This window comes from Acinetobacter sp. Tol 5 (assembly GCF_019702905.1).
Classification (GTDB): domain Bacteria; phylum Pseudomonadota; class Gammaproteobacteria; order Pseudomonadales; family Moraxellaceae; genus Acinetobacter; species Acinetobacter bereziniae.
The window spans coordinates 606,890-631,119 of record NZ_AP024708.1; the positions used below are offsets into that span (position 1 = coordinate 606,890).

27 protein-coding genes and 1 pseudogene are annotated in these 24,230 nt (G+C 34.8%); 21 read left to right on the forward strand and 7 right to left on the reverse strand.

The genetic code is table 11. The features are described from left to right. The first annotated feature begins 138 nt into the window (after window positions 1–138). Complete coding sequence (locus TOL5_RS02880) at window positions 139–804, forward strand: RluA family pseudouridine synthase (RefSeq protein ID WP_042089008.1); 666 nt, start codon at window positions 139–141, stop codon at window positions 802–804. Between the two features lie 594 nt (window positions 805–1,398). On the opposite strand, the gene TOL5_RS02885 is transcribed toward TOL5_RS02880, so the two are convergent. Beyond that, window positions 1,399–2,709 (reverse strand): MFS transporter, encoded by a 1,311-nt coding sequence (locus TOL5_RS02885; RefSeq protein ID WP_004830329.1) that lies wholly within the window; start codon window positions 2,707–2,709, stop codon window positions 1,399–1,401. 137 nt (window positions 2,710–2,846) lie between these two features. After that, complete coding sequence (gene trhA / locus TOL5_RS02890; protein ID WP_005031225.1) at window positions 2,847–3,491, reverse strand: PAQR family membrane homeostasis protein TrhA; 645 nt, start codon at window positions 3,489–3,491, stop codon at window positions 2,847–2,849. Between the two features lie 101 nt (window positions 3,492–3,592). Here trhA and TOL5_RS02895 point away from each other — a divergent pair, with 101 nt between their 5' ends. Next, the gene (locus TOL5_RS02895) at window positions 3,593–4,840 is read left to right on the forward strand and encodes a class I SAM-dependent methyltransferase (protein WP_100885989.1); all 1,248 of its coding nucleotides are present in this window, start codon (window positions 3,593–3,595) and stop codon (window positions 4,838–4,840) included. Between the two features lie 148 nt (window positions 4,841–4,988). Here the strand turns inward: TOL5_RS02895 and TOL5_RS02900 are convergent, their stop codons facing one another. Next, window positions 4,989–5,675, reverse strand: a complete 687-nt coding sequence (locus tag TOL5_RS02900) for a hypothetical protein (protein WP_121773925.1) — start codon at window positions 5,673–5,675, stop codon at window positions 4,989–4,991. 110 nt (window positions 5,676–5,785) lie between these two features. On the opposite strand from TOL5_RS02900, the gene TOL5_RS02905 reads away from it, so the two are divergent. The 5 genes from TOL5_RS02905 (at window position 5,786) to TOL5_RS02925 (ending at window position 8,947) form a co-directional block, all read left to right on the forward strand. Further along, a complete protein-coding gene (locus TOL5_RS02905; protein ID WP_121773926.1) occupies window positions 5,786–6,217 on the forward strand; it encodes a GNAT family N-acetyltransferase in 432 nt (143 codons plus the stop codon). Between the two features lie 26 nt (window positions 6,218–6,243). Then, the gene (locus TOL5_RS02910) at window positions 6,244–7,152 is read left to right on the forward strand and encodes a pyridoxal-phosphate dependent enzyme (protein ID WP_121773927.1); all 909 of its coding nucleotides are present in this window, start codon (window positions 6,244–6,246) and stop codon (window positions 7,150–7,152) included. 71 nt (window positions 7,153–7,223) lie between these two features. Next, window positions 7,224–7,883, forward strand: a complete 660-nt coding sequence (locus TOL5_RS02915; protein WP_121773928.1) for an HAD family hydrolase — start codon at window positions 7,224–7,226, stop codon at window positions 7,881–7,883. Continuing rightward, a complete protein-coding gene (locus TOL5_RS02920) occupies window positions 7,880–8,563 on the forward strand; it encodes a hypothetical protein (RefSeq protein WP_058968521.1) in 684 nt (227 codons plus the stop codon). The genes TOL5_RS02915 and TOL5_RS02920 overlap by 4 nt, the downstream gene beginning before the upstream one ends. Then, window positions 8,564–8,947, forward strand: coding sequence for a hypothetical protein (locus TOL5_RS02925; protein WP_058968519.1), 384 nt, complete (start codon window positions 8,564–8,566; stop codon window positions 8,945–8,947). Between the two features lie 12 nt (window positions 8,948–8,959). Here the strand turns inward: TOL5_RS02925 and TOL5_RS02930 are convergent, their stop codons facing one another. Then, complete coding sequence (locus TOL5_RS02930; RefSeq protein WP_100885987.1) at window positions 8,960–9,826, reverse strand: patatin-like phospholipase family protein; 867 nt, start codon at window positions 9,824–9,826, stop codon at window positions 8,960–8,962. A gap of 7 nt (window positions 9,827–9,833) precedes the next feature. After that, entirely contained in the window at window positions 9,834–10,097 is a 264-nt protein-coding gene (locus tag TOL5_RS02935; protein WP_100885986.1) for a hypothetical protein, read from the reverse strand. Between the two features lie 421 nt (window positions 10,098–10,518). Between TOL5_RS02935 and TOL5_RS02940 the strand changes: the two are divergent. The 12 genes and pseudogenes from TOL5_RS02940 (at window position 10,519) to TOL5_RS02995 (ending at window position 21,122) form a co-directional block, all read left to right on the forward strand. After that, window positions 10,519–13,158, forward strand: a pseudogene (locus tag TOL5_RS02940) (type VI secretion system Vgr family protein). A gap of 1 nt (window position 13,159) precedes the next feature. Then, complete coding sequence (locus TOL5_RS02945) at window positions 13,160–13,708, forward strand: DUF4123 domain-containing protein (protein ID WP_121775800.1); 549 nt, start codon at window positions 13,160–13,162, stop codon at window positions 13,706–13,708. Next, complete coding sequence (locus TOL5_RS02950) at window positions 13,708–14,313, forward strand: hypothetical protein (protein ID WP_199935093.1); 606 nt, start codon at window positions 13,708–13,710, stop codon at window positions 14,311–14,313. Before TOL5_RS02945 ends, TOL5_RS02950 begins: the two co-directional genes overlap by 1 nt. A gap of 1 nt (window position 14,314) precedes the next feature. Further along, on the forward strand, window positions 14,315–15,661 hold the full coding sequence (locus TOL5_RS02955; protein ID WP_121775798.1) for a M66 family metalloprotease: 1,347 nt from the start codon (window positions 14,315–14,317) through the stop codon (window positions 15,659–15,661). Then, the gene (locus TOL5_RS02960; RefSeq protein WP_221260658.1) at window positions 15,658–16,263 is read left to right on the forward strand and encodes a transporter; all 606 of its coding nucleotides are present in this window, start codon (window positions 15,658–15,660) and stop codon (window positions 16,261–16,263) included. The genes TOL5_RS02955 and TOL5_RS02960 overlap by 4 nt, the downstream gene beginning before the upstream one ends. A 21-nt stretch (window positions 16,264–16,284) precedes the next feature. Further along, window positions 16,285–17,007: a hypothetical protein gene (locus TOL5_RS02965; RefSeq protein ID WP_121775869.1), complete on the forward strand. Its 723-nt coding sequence runs from the start codon at window positions 16,285–16,287 to the stop codon at window positions 17,005–17,007. Between the two features lie 35 nt (window positions 17,008–17,042). After that, window positions 17,043–17,726 (forward strand): hypothetical protein, encoded by a 684-nt coding sequence (locus tag TOL5_RS02970; protein WP_121775870.1) that lies wholly within the window; start codon window positions 17,043–17,045, stop codon window positions 17,724–17,726. A gap of 60 nt (window positions 17,727–17,786) precedes the next feature. Further along, complete coding sequence (locus tag TOL5_RS02975; RefSeq protein ID WP_121775871.1) at window positions 17,787–18,500, forward strand: hypothetical protein; 714 nt, start codon at window positions 17,787–17,789, stop codon at window positions 18,498–18,500. Beyond that, a complete protein-coding gene (locus tag TOL5_RS02980; RefSeq protein ID WP_042088001.1) occupies window positions 18,478–19,203 on the forward strand; it encodes a hypothetical protein in 726 nt (241 codons plus the stop codon). The genes TOL5_RS02975 and TOL5_RS02980 overlap by 23 nt, the downstream gene beginning before the upstream one ends. A 27-nt stretch (window positions 19,204–19,230) precedes the next feature. After that, the gene (locus tag TOL5_RS02985) at window positions 19,231–19,824 is read left to right on the forward strand and encodes a hypothetical protein (RefSeq protein WP_121775872.1); all 594 of its coding nucleotides are present in this window, start codon (window positions 19,231–19,233) and stop codon (window positions 19,822–19,824) included. A gap of 44 nt (window positions 19,825–19,868) precedes the next feature. Next, window positions 19,869–20,576 (forward strand): hypothetical protein, encoded by a 708-nt coding sequence (locus TOL5_RS02990; RefSeq protein ID WP_121775859.1) that lies wholly within the window; start codon window positions 19,869–19,871, stop codon window positions 20,574–20,576. 168 nt (window positions 20,577–20,744) lie between these two features. Then, window positions 20,745–21,122 carry an SseB family protein gene (locus TOL5_RS02995; RefSeq protein ID WP_009584712.1) on the forward strand — a complete coding sequence of 126 codons (378 nt, stop codon included), beginning with the start codon at window positions 20,745–20,747 and terminating at the stop codon, window positions 21,120–21,122. Here TOL5_RS02995 and TOL5_RS03000 read toward each other — a convergent pair. Next, on the reverse strand, window positions 21,111–22,037 hold the full coding sequence (locus TOL5_RS03000; RefSeq protein ID WP_174762195.1) for a tRNA dihydrouridine synthase: 927 nt from the start codon (window positions 22,035–22,037) through the stop codon (window positions 21,111–21,113). The genes TOL5_RS02995 and TOL5_RS03000 overlap by 12 nt on opposite strands. A gap of 367 nt (window positions 22,038–22,404) precedes the next feature. On the opposite strand from TOL5_RS03000, the gene TOL5_RS03005 reads away from it, so the two are divergent. Both TOL5_RS03005 and TOL5_RS03010 read left to right on the forward strand, forming a co-directional pair. Further along, a complete protein-coding gene (locus TOL5_RS03005; protein ID WP_100885976.1) occupies window positions 22,405–23,037 on the forward strand; it encodes a hypothetical protein in 633 nt (210 codons plus the stop codon). A 1-nt stretch (window position 23,038) separates the two neighbouring features. After that, window positions 23,039–23,239 (forward strand): hypothetical protein, encoded by a 201-nt coding sequence (locus TOL5_RS03010; RefSeq protein ID WP_100885975.1) that lies wholly within the window; start codon window positions 23,039–23,041, stop codon window positions 23,237–23,239. Window positions 23,240–23,325: 86 nt separating this feature from the next. On the opposite strand, the gene TOL5_RS03015 is transcribed toward TOL5_RS03010, so the two are convergent. After that, complete coding sequence (locus TOL5_RS03015; RefSeq protein ID WP_004830303.1) at window positions 23,326–24,135, reverse strand: cytochrome C assembly family protein; 810 nt, start codon at window positions 24,133–24,135, stop codon at window positions 23,326–23,328. Window positions 24,136–24,230: the final 95 nt, after the last annotated feature.

A 24,230-nucleotide genomic window follows, 5' to 3' on the forward strand; every position in this document is an offset into this window, starting at 1 on the left:
TGATGTTGGTTTGATATAAAACTTCAATATCGTTGGATATTGGAGTTTTATTTTTGCAAAGTAATCTCTTTGTTGTTCCCTTGACAGCTTTTCAGTCTGTTGCTATTTTTCGGCAATTCTTATCAATACACAATCCACATGCCCATTGATGATGGCTTTGTTTATCAGCCACCTTTAGACCCACTCGAAATTATTTTTGAAGATGATGATTTTGTCGCTATTCATAAACCTGCAGGTTTATTATCTGTTCCCGGACGTTTAGCTGAACATCATGACAGTGCTTACTTTCGAATATTAGCACTATATCCAAATGCCAAAATCACGCATCGTCTGGATATGGCAACTTCAGGCATTTTGCTTTTCGCTAAGCATCGTGATGCTGAAGTGGCAGCCAGTAAAATGTTTCAAGCAAGAACAGTTAAAAAGAATTATATTGCTTTGGTTCAAGGGGAAATCAATAGTAATGGTCAAGTTGATGTGCCACTCATTACTGATTGGGAGAATCGTCCCCGTCAGATTGTGCATTTTGAATTGGGAAAACCTGCACAAACTTTGTTTGAATCAGTAAGCTATGATGCTGAAAAGGATATCAGCCGAGTATTACTCACTCCGATTACAGGACGCTCACATCAATTACGCGTACATATGCAATATATCGGACATCCGATTATTCGAGATAAGCTGTATCATCCTGAACCCTTCAATACTGATTTAACTCGTATGGCGCTACACGCAAGTTATTTATCATTTATGCAGCCGTTTACCAATCAGCTTGTGGAAATCGTCTCTAAGCCAGATTTTTAGCCACATTAAATTAACGTGAATTCGATGCAATTAAATCTTCAACTCATTGAAAGATAATAAATCTATGTAGATTTTTTCTGGATTTTCATCCGATTTTAGGATGAGGAGCGGAGCTCTGCAAGGGTTCGCCATACTTGTTTTGGCATGAGGAGCGAAGCTCCGTAAGCGCCACCATCAATATAGTTTCATTTCTCTTGATCAATAAAATGAAGGCGATCAATAGATTGTTTGATGATCTAAAGCTTGCACTGCCACGCTTTAGTGCTAAAGTTTAAATTCTTTTGCGTAAGCGATGCCTCACTTTTTCAGAAATGAAAAGTGACAAAAATCTTTCGTTGAGCGAGGGGTACATCCTTTACCCCCGCTCAACATGGCGACATCCATGTCGCCTCACGATAGCAACAACATCAATGATTCAAAAAGTACAAAATAAATGAATCATCCAAATCACTTATATGAATAATCAGGCAGTTTGACTGTATCACCTTTCATCAAGAATTTTTATCGAACTCAGGTTAAATTAAATTTGACTAAGCTCAAAAAATCAATGAAAAAGCCTGCAAAATTGCAGGCTTCTTTGATCTTATCGCGCGATTAAACTTGGTTGTTTACATCATCATTTTTAGTTTCACGAATTGCCAAGAATGCCAAAAGCGAAAGAATAGATGCAGCTGTTAAGTAGTAACCAACAGCTTGTAAACCGTACTTGGTCGCAAGCTCTGTTGCGATTAAAGGAGCAAATGATGCACCTAGAATACCCGCCAAGTTAAAGGTTAATGCTGACCCTGTATAACGAACAGAAATCGGAAAGATTTCAGATAAAACAGTCCCAATCGGTCCATATGTCATGCCCATTAGTGCTAAACCTACACATAAGAACAAGAACACAATCACTGTACTACCTGACTCAAGCATACTTGCAAACACTAAACCAAACAGTGCTGAGGCAACACATACCCCGATTGAGGTTGCTCTACGTCCAAATTTCTCAGCAAATACAGCCGACAGTGGAATAAAGGCAGCAAAACAAAGGGTCGCAACAAGTTGCATTTCTAAGAATTGTGCACGAGAGTAACCCAGTTGTTTGGTTCCCCAGTTGAGCGCAAATACAGTGGTCAGATAGAACACAACGAAAGTACAAACCGCCGCAATTGTGCCAAGGAATAACATTTTATAATGTTTGGTCACAACTTCTTTAAACGGTACGTTTACTTCTTTTTGCTTGTTCAATACTTTTTGGAAAGCAGGAGTTTCATGCAGTTTTAAACGAATATATAAACCGACAATCACCAATGCAGCACTTGCAAGAAATGGAATACGCCAGCCCCATTGCATAAAGTCTGCTTCAGACATCAATGCGCCAAGACCAAGAAAAGAACCTGTTGCAAGAATAAAACCAATCGGTGCACCTAGCTGTGGGAACATCCCATACCAAGCACGTTTGCCTTCAGGCGCATTTTCAGTAGCAAGTAATACTGCACCTGACCATTCACCACCCAAACCTAAACCTTGACCTAAACGACAGAGAGCAAGTAACAGTGGAGCAGCAATACCAATTTGAGCATAAGTTGGAAGCAGACCAATACACACTGTTGAAATACCCATAGTCAACAAGGCTGCGACTAGTGTTGCTTTACGACCAATACGATCACCTAAGTGACCAAACACAGCAGCACCAATTGGACGTGCAATAAATGCAATAGCAAATGTCGCGAGTGATTGAATGGTTGCCGTCATCGGATCTGTACTTGCTGGAAAGAACAAGTGTGGAAAAATCAGGACTGCGGCAGTGGCATAGATATAAAAATCGAAGAACTCGATTGTTGTACCGACAAGACTTGCGAAAAGAACGCGAGTTTTTGAATTTGTTTGAATTTCTGGAGTAGCAATAGTTGATGACGCCATGGTGAACCTTACACTTTTAAAAGTAAAACGAGTCTTTAAAGCGTAATCTTTTTAAAAAAGGCGTAATTTCTTAAAAAAACAACGAGATCAACTCAAATCCACTCCATCAGGGTCACTGAGTTTTGAGTGTCTATGAATTAAATGACGTAAAGATAGATTGCAAGGAAATGTGATCCTGCACCGATCAGAACAAAGATATGCCAAATAGCATGTGTGTATCTTACGCTTTTTAAGGCATAAAACAATGCGCCTATTGTATATGCTAAACCGCCAATGACCAATAATTTTAATGCTTCTGGTCGCAAAAACTGTTGCATATCATCCATAACGAGCACAGCAAGCCATCCCATAATTAAATAGGCAGCCAAGGAAATCTTTTCAAAACGATGGATGAATATTAGCTTGAATAGTGTTCCAATAGCAGCGATCACCCAAAGTGCAATCAGTAAGTAATGAGCTTTAGCTGTTGGAATTGCAATCGCCAAAAATGGTGTATATGTTCCTGCGATTAAATAATAAATCGCCGTATGGTCAAGTTTTTTATACCAATGTCGCTTTTTTTCATCGACAGCAAAGTGGTAAATTGCTGAACTTGAGAATAATAGAATCATACTCAATCCATAAACAACCAACCCAAAAAATTGCCATCCGTGTAGATCATGTCCCTTAATCAGCATAAATACAGTCGCAATTGCAGCCAAAATTGCACCAAATGCATGACTCAAAGCATTGATGCGTTCTTCGTGTGCGGCATAAGTATGAATCATTTGATCATTCGACATTAGATTTTATGACCTTAAAAATACACTTGTATAGTAATGCAGTTTTACCTTTAAAGTAAGACGTTTTAAAATAGGTAACTTAATTAATACGAGTTTTGATCATGTCTGATGTCGCGAGTTTATCTGTGCAAGAACAACAGTTTTTTGATAGCGTACAGCAAGCTATTGATAATCAAAATTTAGATCGTTTAATTTTAAGTCAGTATAAAGGTGAATTGACTGATTTGGAGAAAATGACCTTTCGAGTCATCCAATTACAACAAGAGTCTGTTTTGAGTTGTTTATATCGTTATAAAACCAATGATATTACAAAAAACTATCCTTTATCCGATGCTTTAAGCACGATTCAGCAGTTGGCAGAACAGTGTAAACAAGCCAATTTATTTACCGATGAAGCAGAGATACAGCTTAAAAAGAATAAGAAGAAAGCCTTACTCACAGTAAGCAAAAACAAAGCGGGCAAATCCCCTAAAACTGAACAGCAAGCACACGACCGTAGTAAACAGCGTTTTGTCGATCAACAGAGTTATTTCCTACAACCGCTTGGAATTACCGATGCCAATGCACAAGTGATTCCAAGCATGGCACGTAAATGGAAGCAGATTAATAAATTTATTGAAATTTTCTCAGGGGCATTGACCCAGATACTACCACAAGAACTACGCGACCAGACACAATCTCAAGAACAGCCATTAAAGGTGGTAGATTTTGGTTCAGGCAAGGGGTATTTGACCTTTGCTTTGTATGATTATTTGACTAAACATCATCAAACTGCTGATGTGACGGGGGTAGAGCTGAATGATAAAATGGTGAAGTTCTGCCAAGACGTGGCAAAAGCCTCAGGTTTTGAGCAATTGGACTTTTTCCAAGGGGACGTAAGAACCTATCATCCTTCACATCTGGATGTGATGATTGCCCTACATGCCTGTGATGTTGCAACGGACTTTGCGATTCATACGGGGATTCGTTTAAATGCACAAATGATCATGTGCGCGCCATGCTGCCATAAAGAATTACGACCACAGTTGAAAAGCCCACAAGTTTTACAACCGATGTTGCAGTTTGGTATTCACGCTGGACAACAGGCAGAGATGTTAACAGATACGATTCGTGCTTTATTACTCAAAGCCTATGGCTATGAAACCAAAGTTTTTGAGTTTGTTGCTTTGGAACATACCAGTAAAAATAAAATGATTTTGGCAACGAAACGTAAAGATTTTGTTGAACCAGACCCTGCCGTTCTGGCACAGATTCAAGCCTTGAAAACTATGTATGGCATTCACAAGCAATCCTTGGAATTGTTGCTGAATAATCAATGGGATCAACAAGATATTGGAGAAAAGTGCTGATTAGAGCATAGCTGAGAAGTGGATTGATTTTGTACAAATTGAAACACCTGATACTTTGTATGGGCTAGGCGTAAGTTTATACGCTTAACCCATAGTGACCTGATATTTAGGTACAAGGAAATACCAAGATCAGGTCAAAGTTTACATGCTATTCTTGGTTGGTTTTATTGAGTTCAGCTTCTGTTTCACCTGCTGTTTTTTGAGCAACAGTATCAGGGAAATATTGTGGATTATCCATTTCTGGAATCAATTGTCCGTCTATCTTATGAATCAAGATACTGGTTGCGAATACTTCACGTGGTGCTTTATTGATGAGATCAGTTAAAAAGTCTGTACCTTTCGCAACGGATTTTACTTCACTGTCTTTACTGTCTCGTACAGGCATTTGAATATTATCAAAATTAATGACCGGAACTTTACAGCTTAATGGAACTTGAAAATTGTCATTATTTTCAATGATCTTGCCGCTTTGTTGACAGCTTTTATATGCAGAGCCTTGCGCTTTTAAGTGACGTTCAAATGCAGGTGCAACAATTTTAAAGTCATCAGCATTGAACTGTTCTTTAAGAATCTCCTTCATTTGTTGAGATGCCGTTAATTGCTTTTCAGCACTTTCATCACTGTTCTTTTTTGCTTCAGCTTCTGAAATACCTGCCATTGCCGCAGCCATTTTTATATTGAGTTGGTCTTGGTGATCTTCTTGAGAAAATAATCCGATCATACTTTGTGTGATCACTTTGACACGATCTAGTTCGGATGCTTTAGCGTAAATACTTTGAGTGGAGAGTAAAATTGCGCTATAAAGAAATACTTTAAATTTTTGATTTAGAAACATAATTATTCTACAAGTTTGGTTAAGTAAGTGATAATGAATGCATTGTCAGCATACAGTAGCATAATTTGAAACAATCAATGATCAATTTATTGGGTATTAGGATTTAACAAATGAGCCGATTTGAAATTCAATCAGGACCTTGGAGCCAACTTCAATACGATGCAGAATTGATTCGTAGAAAGGTTTTTATTGAAGAACAAAATATCAGTGAAGCGGAAGAATGGGATGATCAAGATGCTGTTTCATTGCATTTTGTCATGTATGAGCAGAATCAACCCATTGCAACTGCGCGGTTATTACAAAATGACAGTATTGGGCGCGTTGCGGTATTAAAAACATACCGTGGTGCAGGGATCGGTAAGCTGCTTATGCAATATATTATTGATGTTGCAAAACAGGAAGGTAGAACCGTACTTAAACTATCTGCGCAAGCCTATGCGACAAAATTTTATGAGAACTTGGGTTTTCAATTACAAGGTGAAGCATATTTGGATTGTGGAATCCCACATATCGATATGTACCAAAATTTAAAAAATAGTTGAAATCAAGCAAGAGAATATCATCATCAATGCTCAGTATAAAAACCCCGTTAATACAGTCACTCGTTTTAAGTCAAATCAATCAATGTCAGGTATGGCTAAAAATGGAGGCTTTACAACCTGCTGCTTCTTTTAAACAGCGAAGTATTAGTTATGCATGTCAAAAATATTTTGAGCAAGGCGCTCAGCGATTTGTCAGTTCTTCAGGGGGAAATGCTGGTTTAGCTGTTGCTTATACAGGACGACAACTCGGTGTTCCTGTAACAGTCGTTGTTCCTGAGACTACAGCACAACGCGCTCGAGAGTTAATTGCTCAACAAGGCGCTGAAGTGTTTGTACATGGTGCTTCATGGGGTGAAGCGAATGCATTAGCACAGTCTTTATTAACACAAAACGATGTTTTTATTCCCCCTTTTGATGACCCACTGTTATGGGAAGGTATAATCCCAATGATTGATGAAGTGATTGCTGAGGGGGTTATACCTGATGCCGTCGTTTTATCAGTTGGTGGTGGAAGCCTACTTTCCGGTGTGGTTGCAGGTTTAAATAAACATGGGCTAGGGCATGTTCCAGTTTATGCCGTTGAAACACAGGGCACGGCATCTTTAAATGCATCAATGATGGCTAAGCAGCATGTTGAGTTGGATTGTGTAAGCGGTATAGCGACCACTTTGGCTGCAAAAAAAGTCTGTCAAAATGCATTTGAACTGAGTCAACAATTTGATGTACACAGTCGAATTGTTTCAGATCAAGAGGCTGTCAATGCATGTCTAAAGTTTGTTGATGATCATCGTCTTTTGGTTGAACCCGCATGTGGCGCAACACTATCTGTACTTTATGATCAAAAAATTCAGTTTAAATTATCTGATCAGGTTTTGGTTATAGTCTGTGGTGGAGCAGGTATCACCTTAGAGACATTACAAGGATTTAATGGATAAACTGATTGAATCAGGCATAAACCTTAGATATTTTTTGAATGGAATATTTTGATTATTGAGTAGACGATAAAATGATACAAGCTGTATTATTTGATTTAGATCAAACACTTTTAGATCGAACTTCCTCACTTGTGCAATTTTTAAATTGGCAACTCAATACATTAAGCCTTGTTCCACTGTCACAACAGCAAAACTTTATTCAACGTTTTATTGCTCTCGATGCGAATGGTGCTGTGTGGAAAGACAAAGTTTATGCACAACTCATTCAAGAGTTTCAGATTTCCAAATATACAACACAAGATTTGCTTGCGAGTTATATTCAAGATTTCAACAAGTTTTGTGTGGCTTTTCAAAGTGTTGATTCGGTACTTGATCAATTGGTTAAGACTAATTTTTCGCTTGGGCTCATTTCCAATGGTCGGAGCCCATTTCAAGAGCGTAATTTTCAGGCATTAGGATTAGAGAAGCTTTTCTCTAGCATTATCGTTTCAGAAGCCGTTGGGTTAAGAAAGCCTGATCCCCAAATTTTCCTGTTGGCGTGTCACCAACTTGAACTTATGCCTGAGCAATGTATTTTCGTGGGTGATAATGAAGTTGTTGATATTGTGGGGGCAAAATCTGTCGGTATGCAGACCATTTTATTTGACCCAGAACAAAAAGTAATATCGACACAAGCAGATCATCGTGTAAAGTCTTTTCAAGACATACTTAGTATTTTAAAAATAAAATGAACAGATTATATAAGCATGGCATGGTACGACTTCAGGTTTTATTTTTATTTGGAGTCGTATTTCAATTCAGTGTATTTACACATGCCGAAACACAGCAATCAGCACCATTACCTTATGAGGTGCAGGTGGAAACAAAGCCAAAAATTTATGACCCAGCGACACAGTCGCGGATTCGAGTCTATCGAAAGGGTGCGACAAAAACTTTAATTCAACATTCATTTGATTGTGCAGGAAGAAAAGCTGGGATACGGGATTACTTAAGTGGAAATGGTGCATTATCTGCGCTCAAAGCGTATGCGAGAATCGCCTTTAATATCGAAGAAGGGATGCCACGTAGTGCAATGCAGAAAGAAGCTGAAAGCAATGCGATGCGAACCTACCAACTGATTTCCTATAAAGAGTTTATTTTAAATGCAGATCAACCTGTGAATTTATATGGTTTTGTATTTGGAGCGACTGATTCATCTCGGACGAAAGCACAAGTGATTGATCAATGTGTGGATGCTGTTGCTTCTTTTAGACCTCAGGCTGGGCATGATTACGAAATTTTAGGTCAATATCAAAATAACCAATGCCAATTTCAAGTATTTGATCTCAAAACCAATGCTCAAATCTCAGTTTCTGACAAACTTTATACTTGCCCTGAAAAGTCATGGAAGTTTTGGAAAAAGGACCATTAGATGAAGTGTTTGATTCATATTTTGGGATTGATGTTGACTGTGACTGTTCCTAATTTTACTTGGGCATCTTATGTCAACCACTGCTTATTGAGTGCTAAAGTCTTAGATGTGAAAGCCCCAACAATAGATAACATCAACAATCAATACCAAGATAAGCTTGTTAAAAGTCAATTATTCATCAACATAAAAGTGCTTAAAGCAGAAAAGCATGGAAGAGCGGATAGTGGATGTCAAACATTCGTCAATCAAACCATGAAAACAAAAATTGAACATCCACTTCCAGTGACTTTAAGAAAAGGTCAAATCATTGAGATAGAAAGTATCACCAAAGATGCATTTCCTCGTGAAGGGTATGACACAACATACTTGTTGAAGACAAACTAAACTAAAAAGACTTTATGCTTGTTTGGAAAATCTTTCCCAATCTTCGATGGCTTTGCGACCACAATCCAAGCCAACTTCATAGGTATATTGCAATTTTCGTTTATCCTTGCATAAACGACCAGCTAACATTTTATCGTCAGGTGGACAAACTTCTAAAATACCTTGCTGATTATTTTGACGCATAAAATCGATAGTTGCGTTATAACGTTGGCAACGTTGCTTAAGACTATCTGAAAATCCAGCATATTGATTCATTAAATATTTGGCAAAAAATTGGTCTGCTTTGCTACTGGCTTTGAAATAGCTTTGGGTTCGAGTACGTATAACCAATAAGTTTTTAATATTACTTTGCTGAGCTGCCCATTGCACTGGAAGAGCATCTGCGACACCACCATCAAAATAAGGCTCATCAAAAATATCAACAGCTTTCCTTGTAAGATAGGGAATAGAGCTTGAGGCACGTAACCCGTCAATAATATTGTCTTTCCCTGCACGTAAATATTCGGCATGACCAGATCGAGCATGAGTCAAGACCATGTAAAAATCAGGATTTTGTGCAAATAGCGTGTTTTGATCTAAAGGGTTTTCCTTTTCAACAGTATCCCACATCCACTGCATATCTAATAAATCACCGCCTTTAAAAAAACGACCATAGCGGATAAATTCAGGACGCAGTGAATGGTCGAGGTATAGTTCAATATTGCGACCGTGTTGCTTGGCAAGATAATTAGCAAGATTGGTTGAACCTGATGAAACACCCACAAATAGATCAAATGGATTGAAGTTTTGTTGTAGAAAAGCATCGAGTACGCCACAGGTAAAAGCGCCACGCATACCGCCCCCTTCTACAACAAGGGCATTACGTAAATTAGTCATCATTGATTACTTAACGAGAAGATTCTGTATGGCTATCATTATGAGGCATATTTTTCATTTGTTGATCAGACATTTGCCTATCATGGTTTGAGTGTTCAGATTCTGTGTGTGCTGTTGTATGAGAGCTTACTTTGTTTTGTTGACTCGGCATGTAATCAGGTTCATTACTTACAGCCATATAGAAAAACAATAGGAAAAGACAACTAAAAATCGTAGCAAAAATAACAGCTTTCGATTTCCATAACGGTTTTTTGGGAGTTTTTATATCGTTCATAGGAAAATGCCTAATAGAATGAACTATAGCAATTATTTTATCTCAAAAATTCTATTGATAGTGTAGCTTGAAGAAGAAAGACATAAAATAAATATGACTTTCTAGTTAGAGAAGAATTAACAATGATTAGCGCTAAGCATTAGCCTATGGTAGCTCAACTTTCCATCCTTCAAATCATATCAATTCCTATCATTTTTTTTAACTTATTTCTCAATGTTTATAACATCACCATTCAAATTAAAACTTAAAATATCAAAATAATAATGAGATTTAGTTTCTTTATTTTTATTTAACTTTTCAACAAATAATAAAAAAATGTATTTGAATTTAAGGACTTTAGTGTATGAAATTGTTTCTTTGAATAGAAAAAAAATGATTTTGATTTATAATAAGCTCAACTAAAAATGAATAAATTATTAAAATGAATAGCTTAGTAAATAGTATTTATAAAGTATTGGATCAGTTAGGATTAACCGCTCAAAAAAGAGCTTTGCACATTCAGTTTAGCAATCCTGATTTGACTGCCCAAGTGTTCTTACAACGCATTGATGGACAACATGCCATCAATCAAGGCGTGTCTGTGGAACTGATCTGTCTTGCAACATCTGCAAATATTCCACTCAAACAGTTTATCGGTTGCCAAGCTGCAATCGACCAAGTCACCGACCGCGGACAACTGTTCCGTACCACAGGCATCATTACCGAAGCTGCACAGGGACAAAGTGATGGTGCACTGACGGTCTATAAGCTCAAACTTGAAGATGCGACGTCACTGTGGCATAAACGCCGTAATAGTAGAGTGTTTATGAATAAGTCAGTGATACAAGTCATTGAAATACTTCATAAAGAATGGCAGAAAAGAAGTCCGCTGTTTGCTGCTAGTCTGAGTTTAGATAAAACTGGGCTGACCAAAGACTACGATGTTCGTCCATTGATTATACAGATGAACGAAAGCGACCACGATCTACTTACTCGTTTGATGAGAAGTGAAAATTTAAGCTGGTTGATTGATGAAGCCGAACTCAATGTTGCCAACATTTCAGCACCGATCCAAGCCCAAAAACTACGTTTAATTGATGACAACAGCCAATACACTGCGCTAGAACGCAGAAGCATCCGCTTTCACCGCAGCTCCGCGGTAGAACAGCAAGACACGATTACATCATTTACAGGTATACGTTCACTCCAACCGACTTCAGTACATATTCACCGTTGGTAAGCCGATATTCTTGAAACCGAAGAAGGTGCTGGCAATGTACAAAGCAAACATCAGCACAGTGACCAGTACGACAACGCCAGTCTAGGCTTAGAACAAGTATGGCACTTTAGCCCTGCATGGGTACCTGACCTGAATGGGGAAGATGGTGCAACGGCATCAGGCAACAGTCAGATCGAACGCTTTAACCAAAACCTTAGCAACTACTACGATGCCCAAGCCAAACAATTCACGGCAATATCGACGGTACGAGATGCACAAGTCGGCTATTACCTTGAGCTAAAAGGGCATCCTCAAATCGATCAAAAAGATTCTGCCGATCAGCAGTTCTTGATCATCTCCAAAACCTTTTATAACCAAAATAATTTACCCAAAGACCTCAACGAACAAATCACTCGTTTAGTTGAACAAAGCCATTGGCAGCTCAACAGTATCCCCACAAACAACAGTGAAGAACGCCAAGCCAATCAGCTGATCTTACAACGCAGAAACATCAGTACAGCGCCAGAATACAACCCACTCAAACACCGTCCAGTGGCGTATCCACAACGCGCCAAAGTGGTTGGTCCGAGTGGAGAAGAAATCCATGTAGATGAATGGGGACGTATCAAGGTTCGCTTCCTCTTTACCCGCAATGAAGACCATAGCCATGATGGTGGTGCAGGCTCGAATGACAATGATACCGACTCAGCTTGGGTTGATGTATTGACGCCATGGGCAGGTGAAGGTTATGGAGCTCGCTTCCTACCGAGGATTGGGGAGATTGTTGTTATCGACTTCTTTGATGGCAACATTGACAGACCATTTGTAGTAGGTCGAATCCATGAAGCACAACGCAGCCCGAGCAAGTTTGATGACAAAGGCAAGTTGCCCGATACCAAGAAGTTGGCAGGGATTAAAAGTAAGGAATATCAGGGCAGCGGCTATAACCAACTGAGATTTGACGATACCAGCAACCAGATCAGCAGTCAGTTACACAGCAGTCATGGCGCAACTCAACTCAACCTTGGCAACCTCAGTCATCCAAAAGAGACAGATAGTAGTGAAGGGCGAGGAGAAGGCTTTGAGCTAAGAACGGATCAATGGGGTGCGGTACGTGCAGGTCAAGGCTTACTGCTGAGTACCCATGCACAAGATGGGGCATCAGGTAATCATCTAGATACAACCGCAGCCAAAAGTCAGCTAGAAAGTAGCCTGAACAATGCCAAAGCCTTAAGTGAGGTTGCTAAGAACCAACAGACCGATCCTTTAGAAGTCTTGAATGAGTTAAAACAATTCCTGAATCAAATAGAAAAAGGTGAAAAAGATAAAGCCGATGCATTTAAACAAGCCTTGATGGTTTTAGCCTCGCCGAATTCAATTGGCTTGTCGAGCAATGAAGACATTCATATCTCTGCGGATAAACAAATTAGTCATAGTGCAGGGGATAGCATCAATCTGAGTACACAAAAGAATTTCTTGGTGCATGCACAAAACAAGATCAGTGTGTTTGCAGCACAGGAAGGTGCAAGGCTTTATGCTGGAAATGGTAAAGTGGAGATTCAAGCCCAAGGAGATGGTGCGGATTTGATTGCTCGTAAAGGTATTCAAATCATTTCGACTGAAGATGTAATTGAAGTTAAAAGCTTAAAAGAAATTATTCTTACATCTGGCACTTCACAATTAAAAATTAATGGCTCAGGCGTATTTGTCACGACTGGTGCTATGTTTGAAGTTAAGGCTGGACAGCACAGTTTTATTGGTGGAGCAAAAGTAGATTATTCATTGCCTACTTTCTATGAAAATATCTGTAAGCCATGCCTTTTAAATGCCGCAAAGTTTGGAATGGCATTTGTAGATAAATAAAATGAAAAGAGAAATTATTCCATTTAAACAGATACAGCGCTGCATCGAAGATTATCAACATGACTTGAATATGTATTTAATCTTGGATGCCGCACAAGTTTCAGATCAAGCCTTGTCATTTATTCATGAGTTTCAAAATGACTCAAGGATAGAATTCTATTCCTTATTTTCAGGTACCACAGAGGGGAATGCACCTTTTGAAGTCGCACCTGTTCTTTTACTCATCCATGATTTAGATCTTTTCAATGATGAGAGATTTAACTTTATTCATCAAACGTGGAAAGACGAACAGGCGCTCAATATTGTATTGAGCTCATTAGATCTGACTCAATTTGTTAAGAAAATGAAAAGTTATTTAACGGTTGAGTTTCCTGACGGAACCCAAAAATTATTTAGATGGTTTGACCCAAGAATCATCAAGAAAATTCATAAAATACTGCAAGATGAACAGCTTGATGAATTTTTTCAAGGCATTGAGCGTTGGGTGATTGCAATTCGAAATTATCAGGATGTGTACACGAATCAATTAATGATATTGGAGCATGCTTGATGTTTGTATTGAGCCAAGAAAAACTATTTGAACTTGATGTTGAACAAAACAAAGAGTTTTTATACGACTTAGTTTATGAAATTATTAAGGAAAATCCAGTATTAAAGCTGAATGGTCAATTCGATCAGTTATTAGGACCTATCCAGACGCTAGTTGATCAATATCTTGAAAAAGGAATCAACCAAATCAACACACTCAAATATATGGTGAAAAGCCATGTGTATTTGGGAATGGATTATCCAACTGATCCGCAATTTGCTTGGATAGAAAATGAAATGCAGCCTCACGATATTGGGGAGCAAGTCACTTATGTCGAGGCTTTCGATAAACTTTTAGAAGACTATAAGAAACGTGTTTTAGGGCAAGATTTCAACTTTTTTTTAACAGCAATAGCTCAATTAAAACAGAATCTTATTCAAATAGATCATCGAGAAAAATTTTCAATTCTTTATCCAGAAAAAGCTGAGTTTTTAAGAGAAAAAGGTGTATTTGATTCTCTTCAAGATCATTATTCAAATGATCTTCAATCTTATAGCGCATATGTGCTAGGAAATGAGTTTGATCATAATGTCTTTATAAAAAATATAACGCATTGGGAGGTGTAAGATGGGTGTGGGTGGCGCAAGTCCGACAGCGGGTACTTCGTGTGCAACGTGTTTAAGGAAGTTTACGGTGCATTTTAGGCATAATGAAAATGATTTTGATGGTGGATATGGATTTGACTGGTTAAGAAATGAGTATATTAATAATTTTAAAAAAGTAGATGGTATACATTATAAAAAAACATTCAAAGGAAATATTTCAGAACTTCTTGCAATTTATTTGGAGGGGCAAAAGACACTAATACGACCACATGGTTATAATTATATACCAGCATGGTTAGCAATTTTTCCAAAAACAACGAGTAAACAAAGTGCATCTGGGTCGCAGGAAATTAATAAAAATGGAGTAGACTTAAATTTAGAAATTGTTCAATTTAGTAGTGATGAAAGGGATCCTCTTACTAATGATGGAACCTCAATAGAATTATTAGCTACAAGTGATTTTATAAAATTGAATCCATCTAAATTTGATATTAAGCAGTTAATTTCTAATAGAAAAAATAGAGAAATCGATAAAATAAATAATAAAAATGAATTTTTTTATGAAAATACTAAGATAGTAAATATAAAATGTGAAGGTGGAGCTTTAAATCAGCATGAAGAGATCAATGTATTTGCGGTAAAGAATGGTGTAAGAGAGAAAGTAGGAAAGTTAATGTTATATAAAAATAATGATATTCTAAAACTAGAATTAAATTTTATTGATGTAATTAGCGATAATTACTCGATAGATAAACCAAATGATTATGAATATTATTTAAAGTTTAAGTCATACAATCAGGCTTTGATAAGAGCAGAGAAAAGATTGGAAACAAAATTTAACTTATTAGAACTAGCAAAGAATAATGAGGATGTTGCAGGTTTCTTGGCAGAAGTAAATTCAAGTAAACAATTAGATATTGATTATTTAGCAAATAGATTTGTTGATTTGTTTGATAAATATGGTGGCAAATATAGACCAATAGACGATCAAAAATATTTAAATATAAATGATGATGGACATACTAGGACTTATATCTTTTATACGAATATATCTGCTGGGAACGTTAATGGGTATGCGCCATCAAGAATGGAAGGGAGGCAAATGAAATGGGGGAATGCTATAGTTGTATTTAAGCAAGCACATACTAGAATGGACGTATTGGTACATGAAATTGGGCATAGTTTAGGACTACCACATGTTTTTGAAAAAAATAACAATAAATTTGAATTTTATCAGGGACAATCAGGTAACTTAATGGATTATACTTGGTTTTATAAAGAATCAAAACAGATTGTTAGTAAAATTACTAGAAAGTATTTTAGTAAATTTCAGTGGGATATTTTGAGAAGTGATAGGAGTCTAAAATGAAAAAGATTTTCTTAACAGTTTTTTTTATTTTGTGTGTGTCTTGTTCTTCTGAAAATAAAGGCGATACTCAATTAGAGGCTCATAGTGTCAATAAAAAGAATATAAATGATCCATGTTTTAATTCAGATTGTACACCAGAGAAATTTAATTCGCCTTACTATAAAATTCCATATGAGAAGTTAAAGGATCTTGAATTTTTAAATTATGAAAATTTTGGCACTGTTTTATTAAGCAAAGATGTCTTGAGTAGTGAAATTTTGAAGGGATATAGTTTTAAAGATAAAGATAACTCGAATTATATAGATCTTGAAAATGAAGCTATGTTAACAATTAATCCAAATCCATCAACAGGCAAGGTTAAATCGATAGATTATGAATTTTTAACGTGTTCATCAATTCAATTAATAGATAAAGATAGAATAAAAAAAATTATAAACATTTTTAAAAATACTAAAGTTAATGAAGGTTTTTTTAAATTTGATATTAATAACATTAAGGAAGGTTTTTCAACTAATACAATTTACAATAGAGATAATATTGTTTATGAAATTTCATGTGATATTAAGTCACAGAATGGTCAATTTCATATTTATAGAAAATAAATTTTTAAGTGATTTAAGATAATGATTTTTAATAAGGGTAATTACAAGATATATTTAGGGTTGGTTCTAGCTTTTGCTGTTGGCTGTGATGGGAAGGTAATAACGAATGATAGTAAAGATATAGATTTGATAAATAAGTTCTGTCTTAATAAAGAACCTAATGTAAATCTAGATATAAATAAGTATTTACCTTCGGAAAGTTCAATGGAAAATCCTATAAAGAAAAATTTAGGAATAAGTGTAGTGAATTTTTTTGATAAAATTCAAAATGCAAAAACATTGGATAATATGAATATATATGAAAATCAGGGGTATATTGATATTATTGATGATAATTATGATTCAATAGGCAAGATTATAATAATTCCAGATGGAGAATATGTCAAATATATTAATTTAGAAGTTGGATCTGCTCCTGATATTTTTAAAAAAGAAATTTTAAAGAAAACGATAATAGATGTAATAAATGTGTTGAATAATCATGGTGATTCAGAGATTGCCTACAATAAGATGTTAGAAGACTTGTTGGTAAATATGAAAAATGGTGTGTTTAATTTAAAAAATGGTATCTATTCAGGTTCTTTTAAAGATAATGAAATTGTATATGAGATTTCAACAATTAATAAAAAATTTATTGCTTCTAAAGTTGCTAGTGGTGAAATTAAGGATGTTGATTGTAAAACTAGAAAATACCATGATTATAGTGATATAGAGCTTTCGATTTTTTCAATATATAGAAAATAATTTATATATTTTATAGTTTTTTAGGCAGTGTTTTTATGAAATTTTTAATTTTGATATTAACGATTTTTTTAATAAGCGCATTTGCTTTTTTATTTAAATCGAATAATAATGATTGTATAGTAGGGAATAGTGAAAACTCAAATGTTGGGAATAGTTACGATGTAAGAGTTGGGAAAAATATTTCTAGATTTGTAGATGAAAATAAAATTTTTTTAAATTATAATCAAAAAGAAATAATTAATAGATATAAGAAATTAAATAGCAATTATATGGTGTTAAAGGTTTTAGATAAACTTCCTGTTGAAGTGGGGTTCGCAGATGGTACTGTAGGTAATAATATGGAAGATAATAAGAATTATATGTCTAATCTAGATGTAAATATAAACTTTAAGACAGGTTACATATTCTTTAAAAGCACGAATTATGTACCCTATGATAATAAAATTGAGAATAATATTGCTAAAATGCTAGGTGACCAAGTTTATGTGATCAATGCAAATAAAGTGGATCATAAAAATTTAGATGAAAATATTAAACTTTTTATTAAAAAAATTGAATGTAGTACTTCATCACAAGAAGAAGTGGTAGAATGGAATATAAATGATATGCATATCATATTAGAAGCATCAGGAAATAAAAATGAAAAACAAAATAGTCTTTTTTTTACAGTTTATTTTACAAAGAAAACGGATAAAAAGTATGAAACATCAATATATTAGTTTTATTTGTGTGGTGGTTAATTTTGTTTTAATTTATGTAGCATGTGATGAGGTGTAATATTGATCAGGATAATTCTAACTATCATACTAAGCACTTCTTTATTACAAGGCTGTTCATCTAAAGAAGTATTAAGTTACCTATGCAAAGTTGATGGTAAAAAAGCAAAAAAAGAGAAATATCAAAATATAGAAAAGAATCTGTCTAGAGATATTAATTTATTTGTTGTGAATAATGATTTGTATTTGGACTATAATTTTAAAAAAATATATAACAAGTATAAAGAGATGAATTCAAATTATCTAAAGTTAAAAGTTATTGATCGATTATCTGCTGTACAAGGTTTTGATAATGGAGTCGTTCATAATGAAAATTTTGAAGATAACGACCATCATATGTCTACGCTAGAAGTACGAACTACTGGGCAAGGTCCAAATACAAACTTTTACTCCAGTGATAATTTTGTGCCATTTGATGATAATATCCATAAAAATATTAATCAATCAATTACAGATCAGGCTTTTCTAATAGGTATTGCAGCTTTAGACAAGAAAAATATTAATGAATTCATTGAAAGTTTTTTAACTAAAGGGCGCTGTCAAGGTGGAGATAAATATGGAAAAGTTGTTTCTGAAAGAAATTTTAATGGTGTTCATATCATTTTAGAGTCGGAGCCAGAGTGGTTTGTAGGAAAAGGACAAGTCAATAGTTTTGCTTATACTGTTTATTATACCAAGGCGACAGATAAAATTTATGAAAAATCATTGTATTATTAAAATTAAAGCCATATTTTTAATACTTTTTTCTCTGGCATGCTATGGCTGTAAGAATAATATTGAAGATTCTAAAAAATATTATATTTTTAAGAGTACTACAGAACATCAAGTCGTTCCAGAAATAGATTTCAGTAAAAACTCACCTGTAAATCAACTTAAATTGGAAGAGATTCCTGTTAGTTTTTCTAAAATCGAAAATGCAATCTTAACTTCAGGATACATTGAATCAAATAAAGATGCTTCAATAGTTCATAAACGATATGAAATAGAGCCAAACTCATATGGTATAAATAAGATTTTCTTTTATAGTCAAGGTGTTGAACTACCTGAAATTTCTTCTACAGTGTATTCAACTGGAGAAAACTTAAAGCATCAACGTAAGATCGTTATTTATTTGGGTCATGATTTTGACAAATCTATTGGAAAATATAAAAAAATTAATTTGAATCCAGAAGTTCCCATTATTTATGCTAAAGTTTTAGGGCTAAATGAGACAGATTCAAAGAAAGTATATGAAAAATTACTACATGAACATATTGCTGATATAGAGAATGGAATAAATAAATATGGAGATTTTTTAGTTACGAATAGAATTAAAGTTTCTGATTATTGGTTTGAATTCAATACTGAACAAACACATAATAATACTACTTTTTATATTTACAAAACCAATGGTACACCTAGGGTAAATGCTACTGAATAATATAACTTTTAATTGTGAAAATTTAAAATGGGTAAAATATTTTTAATTGTTTTTCTTGCTTTTTTACTATCTTATGATTTTAATGCGAAACCTAGTATTTACTTAAAAACTATGGGAGAGTATGAGCACAAAATAAATGATCCTTGTTCAAGTGCCGATTGTACACCTAGAGCTTTATCCACACCATATCATCGTATTGTTTTTACTGAAAGAAAAAGAATTGATAAGGTTGTCTTTAAAGATTTTATTGGTGGTTTGGTCTATAAGAAAGTCATAACTGAAAATGATTATAGAAATGTAAATTTTGATGATAATTTTAATTCTTTGACTATTTTAATTAGAAATTCTATTCTAATTGTTAATCCATATTCAGGCGGTTCAGGTGTTAAATCTGTTGAATATAGATTTGAGAATTGTAATCAAATTTCTGATTTTGATAAAAATAATATCAGGAATATTCTAAATTTAATTAATTTTGATAAAACAGATAAAGATTTTTATGATTTTAGCAAGAATGGTGGTGAAATAATGATTAATAATTTTTACGAGAAGGGAGTTGGCTTGGAGGTGAATTGTGATCCAAAGAATAATTCTGGACAAGTAAATATATATCGCAGATAAATATTAATTTTTTTTATTTCAAGTGATTTTTTTTGGTTAAGTTTATGAAATATAATATTTTTGTTTGGAGTGGGGTGGTATTTTTAATTAGTACTTCTGTATCGTACTATAGTTATGGAACGAATGTAGATCAGCGTTTTTTTATTTTTGAAGATAAAAATAAATCAGTGTTATCAACAGAAATAAATTATTCAAGATTTGCACCAGTCAATCAGCTGAATTTGAATGCAATGCCAATAATTTTAGATAAAGTTATAAAAAATATCGAAAAATTCGGATATGTGAATAATGAAGTAGCCAAAAACAGTCGACACTTTGAAGTGATTTCATATGGCGGAACAGTAAAGAAAATCTATTTTTTTGATGGTGTCAGTGATACACCAGAGCTCTTCTCTGAAATTTATGCAGCGAATCCTAAATTCAATAAAATCAAAAGTATTCGATTAAATCTGAGTGCAGGGTATAATGGAAATAGATTTGAAAAAATCAATATAGATACTACTATTCCTATAAGTCTTGTTTCATCATTAAACATAGTTGATGAGAGGAAAGCGAAAAAAGTATATACATCACTGATGAATCAGCATCTTTTAAATATCAAAAACAATGTGAATGTATATTGTAATTTTTTAGTGACGACTAGAGTAAATGTTCAAGATTATTGGTTGGAATTTAATACTGAACGCATAAAAAATAATACCTATTTTAATATTTATCAGAGTAAAGAAGTGCCTGAGAAGTGCGGCTTTTAAAAGTGAATAAGGGCATTAATAAAATTTTGATAATTTTCAAATTTGATCATATAGCACTTAAAATAGTGGGTAGTGTAAGCATCATATGACCCAAGTGATTATTCTGGTCAATTCCATATCTATCGAGAATAAGCTATATTAGCAACACCAGAATAGATAATATATAACATGTCAAATTTACAACAACTTTTTGCTCAAACTCAAGAAAACTACGAATTGATCCCTGATTTCATTGATCAACTTTTAGCATCAGAAATTTATTGTCTAGCGACGCAGGACAAAGACAAGAACGTTGAATTCCGCATTTTGGAAACACCAGAAGGTGATCAAGCCATTCCATTTTTTATTGAACTTGAAACCATCCAAAATGATATTGGTGCTGATGTTGAATATATTGCTTTGAATACACGTCAGTTTTTTGAAATGACCAAAGGGGCAACCTTAGTATTGAACCCAACCTCAGCATTATCAAAAGAATTCCAACCTGAAGAGATCAAAGCTATTTTAGAAATTGATCAAATAGACTCTAATAATTTAAGCATTTAATTTTTCGAGTACTTCATCAATTTTTTTCATACGCTTAATTTCATCCCACAATGCCTTGGCTTCGGGGTAATGCTTAGACATCATTCCAAGCCATTGTTTATAACGCCCAACCATATTCATTTCTTTTTTATAGGTGCCGTTCAAAAAACGAATCTGTAAATTTAATAATTCTGACCATGTAATCAGCGGCTCATCTGTATTTTTACGGATGCATTGTGTTAAGTCTGGTGTCGTGACTGCACCACGCCCAATCATTAGATCTTGGCATCCTGATTCAAGTTGGCATTGCTTGGCATCGGCATTGGTCCAAATTTCACCGTTGGCAATCACATTGATTTTAATGGCTTCACGAATAGGTTGAAGTTGATCCCAAAAAGCAGGTGGCGTATAACCGTCCGCTTTGGTTCGAGCGTGTACTGTAAGCCATGAAGCGCCAGCATCTTCTATGGCATGCGCATTTTCAAGGGTAAAGTTTCGATCCATGTAACCCAAACGCATTTTGGCAGAAACTGGAATGTGTTGTGGAACAGCATCACGTACTGCTTTAACCAACTCATGTACAACCTCAGGCTCATCGAGAAGTACGGAACCTCCTCGATGACGGTTGACTGTTTTTGCAGGACAACCAAAATTCATATCGATGGCAGGTGCGCCAAGCTCGGCAGCACGTACGGCATTGGCAGCCAGCATTTCAGGATTATTTCCTAGAAACTGTACATGTACAGGTGTTCCAGCAGCAGTTTTCCCTTCATTTTTGAGCTCTGGGCAGTAGCTATGGTAAATATGATCAGGTAGGACAGAGTCTGTTACACGGATAAACTCAGTCACGCACCAGTCGAAACTACCGACATGCGTTAAAACATCACGCATGATGGGGTCAGTTAAGCCTTCCATGGGAGCAAGAATGAGTTTCACAGTGGAGTTACCCGATCAGATAAAAACAGCGTTATACGGTTTTTTTAATTAGATGTCTAGTAAATTAATTGAAGTATAAAGAAATAAGTTAATGAAAATTATTTTTTATAAATTTAAGAAATATTTATTATAAGTAATAAAATATTATAAAAGTAAAGTTTTTTTGAAACCTTTTGTTAAAAAATAATTTTTTTCTAATATTTATACTTAAAAAATTAAATTTTAAAATGTAATTCAATAATAAGAAAGGGAGAGAAATAATTTTAAAAAATAATAGATTTATATAATAAACTGATAAAGGGAAAATATCATGAGGTGTCTAATATATTTGTGTAGCCTTTTATTTTTAACAGGATGTACGAACCTAGTGACTCAAAAAAGAGCGCTGGTTGTAACTGATATAAAGAATCCTAATGTTAAAACGATGAGTATTCCAATAGATATTCGTTTGTCTCGAAGTTTTACAGCTTCAGATGGAAAAATTTATATTTGTGACCAACCTATGCCAGATGTTGCTAGATCAGATTCTTTTGGATCAAAAGGAAATCTTAGTGCAAAGTTGGCTGATTCAGGAGGAGTATTGAAACAAGATATAGGAGGAGAGGGCAACATTAATTCATCAACTGCGGTTTTACAATTGAATGGACGATCTTCTGCCGTATTATTAGCTCGTGATTTAATGTATCAAATATGTCTTAGTGCAGCAAATGGGACTTTTGCTGCTCAGCAAGAACTCTTTAAAGATATTTTAAAGATCGTGGATAAAGTTGCAGATAAGGAGAAAGCAACAGCACAGTCAAATCAGTTAGCGACACAGGCTCTAATTTTGAGACCAGAAATTGTTGAAAATAATAGGAATGCCTTACTTGGAGTGAGTTTAGTTGGTATTGCCAAAACTTATCATAAATGTTCAGTTGATGCGGAAAAAAATAAAGATCAGTCGAATAGTTGTGATAATGAATTGAATAAGGATATTAAACAAAAAATAGAGGGAAAATGAAATGCAAGCAGAAAATTTATCAAATGAACTCTTAGATTATTTAATGACGCCACCTAAAACATTTTTATATTGGCGCATTAAGGATACTTATCTAATAGTTGCTATTATTGAAAAATGGGATGAAACAACAATCACATTAAAAACTGAAGAAGGAATGGTTTCTAAGGAAAAACGTACAGATGTTAAAATAATGGTTCCTTAACGCGTATGCCTTATTTTTATAATAAAAATAAGGCATACTTTATTCTAGTTGTTTATATCATATTTTCAATAAAATTAGCAGGTGATTTAACGATGCAAAATCATTTCTAAAACGAATTTAGAACCGATAAATCCAATTGCCAGTAAGAAGAATCCAATCATGGTAAAGCGAATGGCTTTTTGACCACGCCAACCAAACTTATAGTGACCGATTAACAATGCACCATATACAAACCAAGACACAATACTAAAAACTGTTTTATGGGCTAAGTGTTGGGCAAAGAAATCATCAATAGTAAAGAAACCAAAACATAAGGCTACAGTGAGTAGAACAAAGCCTGTGATTAACATATCAAAAAGTAAAGATTCCATTGCTTGATAGGCGGGAAGGAAATTCACCCAAATACGTTTTTTCTGTTTCTTTTTTAATTCACGATTTTGAAACCAAATCAGTACAGCTTGTATGGTTGCCATGAGTAAAACTGCATAGGCGGATAAGGACAAGATGATATGAATGTCTAATCCTAAAGAGTGCTGTTCGATGAATTGATCGGGTTTACTAAAGCCAAAACCTAAAATCAATCCAAAAGCAGCAACGGGAATCCCAATCAAATTGAGTGAAAGTACAGGTCGATAGGTACTGTACAACATACTTAAAAGTAACATTAAAGCGGAGGTAAACGACATCAAATTAAAGACGTCATAATTAATCCCTAGTGGTGTAAGTATATCGTTATGCAGTACACTTGCATGTAATATCAGCCCTAAACCTGACACGATGCCAATAAACCAAGGGTTTGCAGGACGTTTAGACATTAAGTGCATAAACAAATACCAAAACGAAGAGGTATAGGCAATTAATGCTAAAATCGTATAAACCAAGGGTAGGCTAATCATGTCAAACCTTTTTCAGGATGATGAATATTCATGCTATATGATATAAATTCTATGTGAACTACAGTATCCTATAGCATCTTGAGCATAAATTTTCT

Excerpts from the sequence above, each read along its gene's own strand:
- TOL5_RS02905 (WP_121773926.1), top strand. The coding sequence starts at position 5,786 with ATGAGCCGATTTGAAATTCAATCAGGACCTTGGAGCCAACTTCAATAC.
- TOL5_RS03010 (WP_100885975.1), top strand. The coding sequence starts at position 23,039 with ATGCAAGCAGAAAATTTATCAAATGAACTCTTAGATTATTTAATGACG.
- TOL5_RS02965 (WP_121775869.1), top strand. The coding sequence starts at position 16,285 with ATGATTTTTAATAAGGGTAATTACAAGATATATTTAGGGTTGGTTCTA.
- TOL5_RS02910 (WP_121773927.1), top strand. The coding sequence starts at position 6,244 with ATGCTCAGTATAAAAACCCCGTTAATACAGTCACTCGTTTTAAGTCAA.
- TOL5_RS02920 (WP_058968521.1), top strand. The coding sequence starts at position 7,880 with ATGAACAGATTATATAAGCATGGCATGGTACGACTTCAGGTTTTATTT.
- TOL5_RS02900 (WP_121773925.1), bottom strand. The coding sequence starts at position 5,675 with ATGTTTCTAAATCAAAAATTTAAAGTATTTCTTTATAGCGCAATTTTA.
- TOL5_RS02915 (WP_121773928.1), top strand. The coding sequence starts at position 7,224 with ATGATACAAGCTGTATTATTTGATTTAGATCAAACACTTTTAGATCGA.
- trhA (WP_005031225.1), bottom strand. The coding sequence starts at position 3,491 with ATGTCGAATGATCAAATGATTCATACTTATGCCGCACACGAAGAACGC.
- TOL5_RS02935 (WP_100885986.1), bottom strand. The coding sequence starts at position 10,097 with ATGAACGATATAAAAACTCCCAAAAAACCGTTATGGAAATCGAAAGCT.
- TOL5_RS02985 (WP_121775872.1), top strand. The coding sequence starts at position 19,231 with ATGGGTAAAATATTTTTAATTGTTTTTCTTGCTTTTTTACTATCTTAT.
- TOL5_RS02930 (WP_100885987.1), bottom strand. The coding sequence starts at position 9,826 with ATGATGACTAATTTACGTAATGCCCTTGTTGTAGAAGGGGGCGGTATG.
- TOL5_RS02925 (WP_058968519.1), top strand. The coding sequence starts at position 8,564 with ATGAAGTGTTTGATTCATATTTTGGGATTGATGTTGACTGTGACTGTT.
- TOL5_RS02880 (WP_042089008.1), top strand. The coding sequence starts at position 139 with ATGCCCATTGATGATGGCTTTGTTTATCAGCCACCTTTAGACCCACTC.
- TOL5_RS02995 (WP_009584712.1), top strand. The coding sequence starts at position 20,745 with ATGTCAAATTTACAACAACTTTTTGCTCAAACTCAAGAAAACTACGAA.
- TOL5_RS02960 (WP_221260658.1), top strand. The coding sequence starts at position 15,658 with ATGAAAAAGATTTTCTTAACAGTTTTTTTTATTTTGTGTGTGTCTTGT.
- TOL5_RS02990 (WP_121775859.1), top strand. The coding sequence starts at position 19,869 with ATGAAATATAATATTTTTGTTTGGAGTGGGGTGGTATTTTTAATTAGT.
- TOL5_RS02955 (WP_121775798.1), top strand. The coding sequence starts at position 14,315 with ATGGGTGTGGGTGGCGCAAGTCCGACAGCGGGTACTTCGTGTGCAACG.
- TOL5_RS02980 (WP_042088001.1), top strand. The coding sequence starts at position 18,478 with ATGAAAAATCATTGTATTATTAAAATTAAAGCCATATTTTTAATACTT.
- TOL5_RS02950 (WP_199935093.1), top strand. The coding sequence starts at position 13,708 with ATGTTTGTATTGAGCCAAGAAAAACTATTTGAACTTGATGTTGAACAA.
- TOL5_RS02970 (WP_121775870.1), top strand. The coding sequence starts at position 17,043 with ATGAAATTTTTAATTTTGATATTAACGATTTTTTTAATAAGCGCATTT.
- TOL5_RS02885 (WP_004830329.1), bottom strand. The coding sequence starts at position 2,709 with ATGGCGTCATCAACTATTGCTACTCCAGAAATTCAAACAAATTCAAAA.
- TOL5_RS03015 (WP_004830303.1), bottom strand. The coding sequence starts at position 24,135 with ATGATTAGCCTACCCTTGGTTTATACGATTTTAGCATTAATTGCCTAT.
- TOL5_RS02945 (WP_121775800.1), top strand. The coding sequence starts at position 13,160 with ATGAAAAGAGAAATTATTCCATTTAAACAGATACAGCGCTGCATCGAA.
- TOL5_RS02895 (WP_100885989.1), top strand. The coding sequence starts at position 3,593 with ATGTCTGATGTCGCGAGTTTATCTGTGCAAGAACAACAGTTTTTTGAT.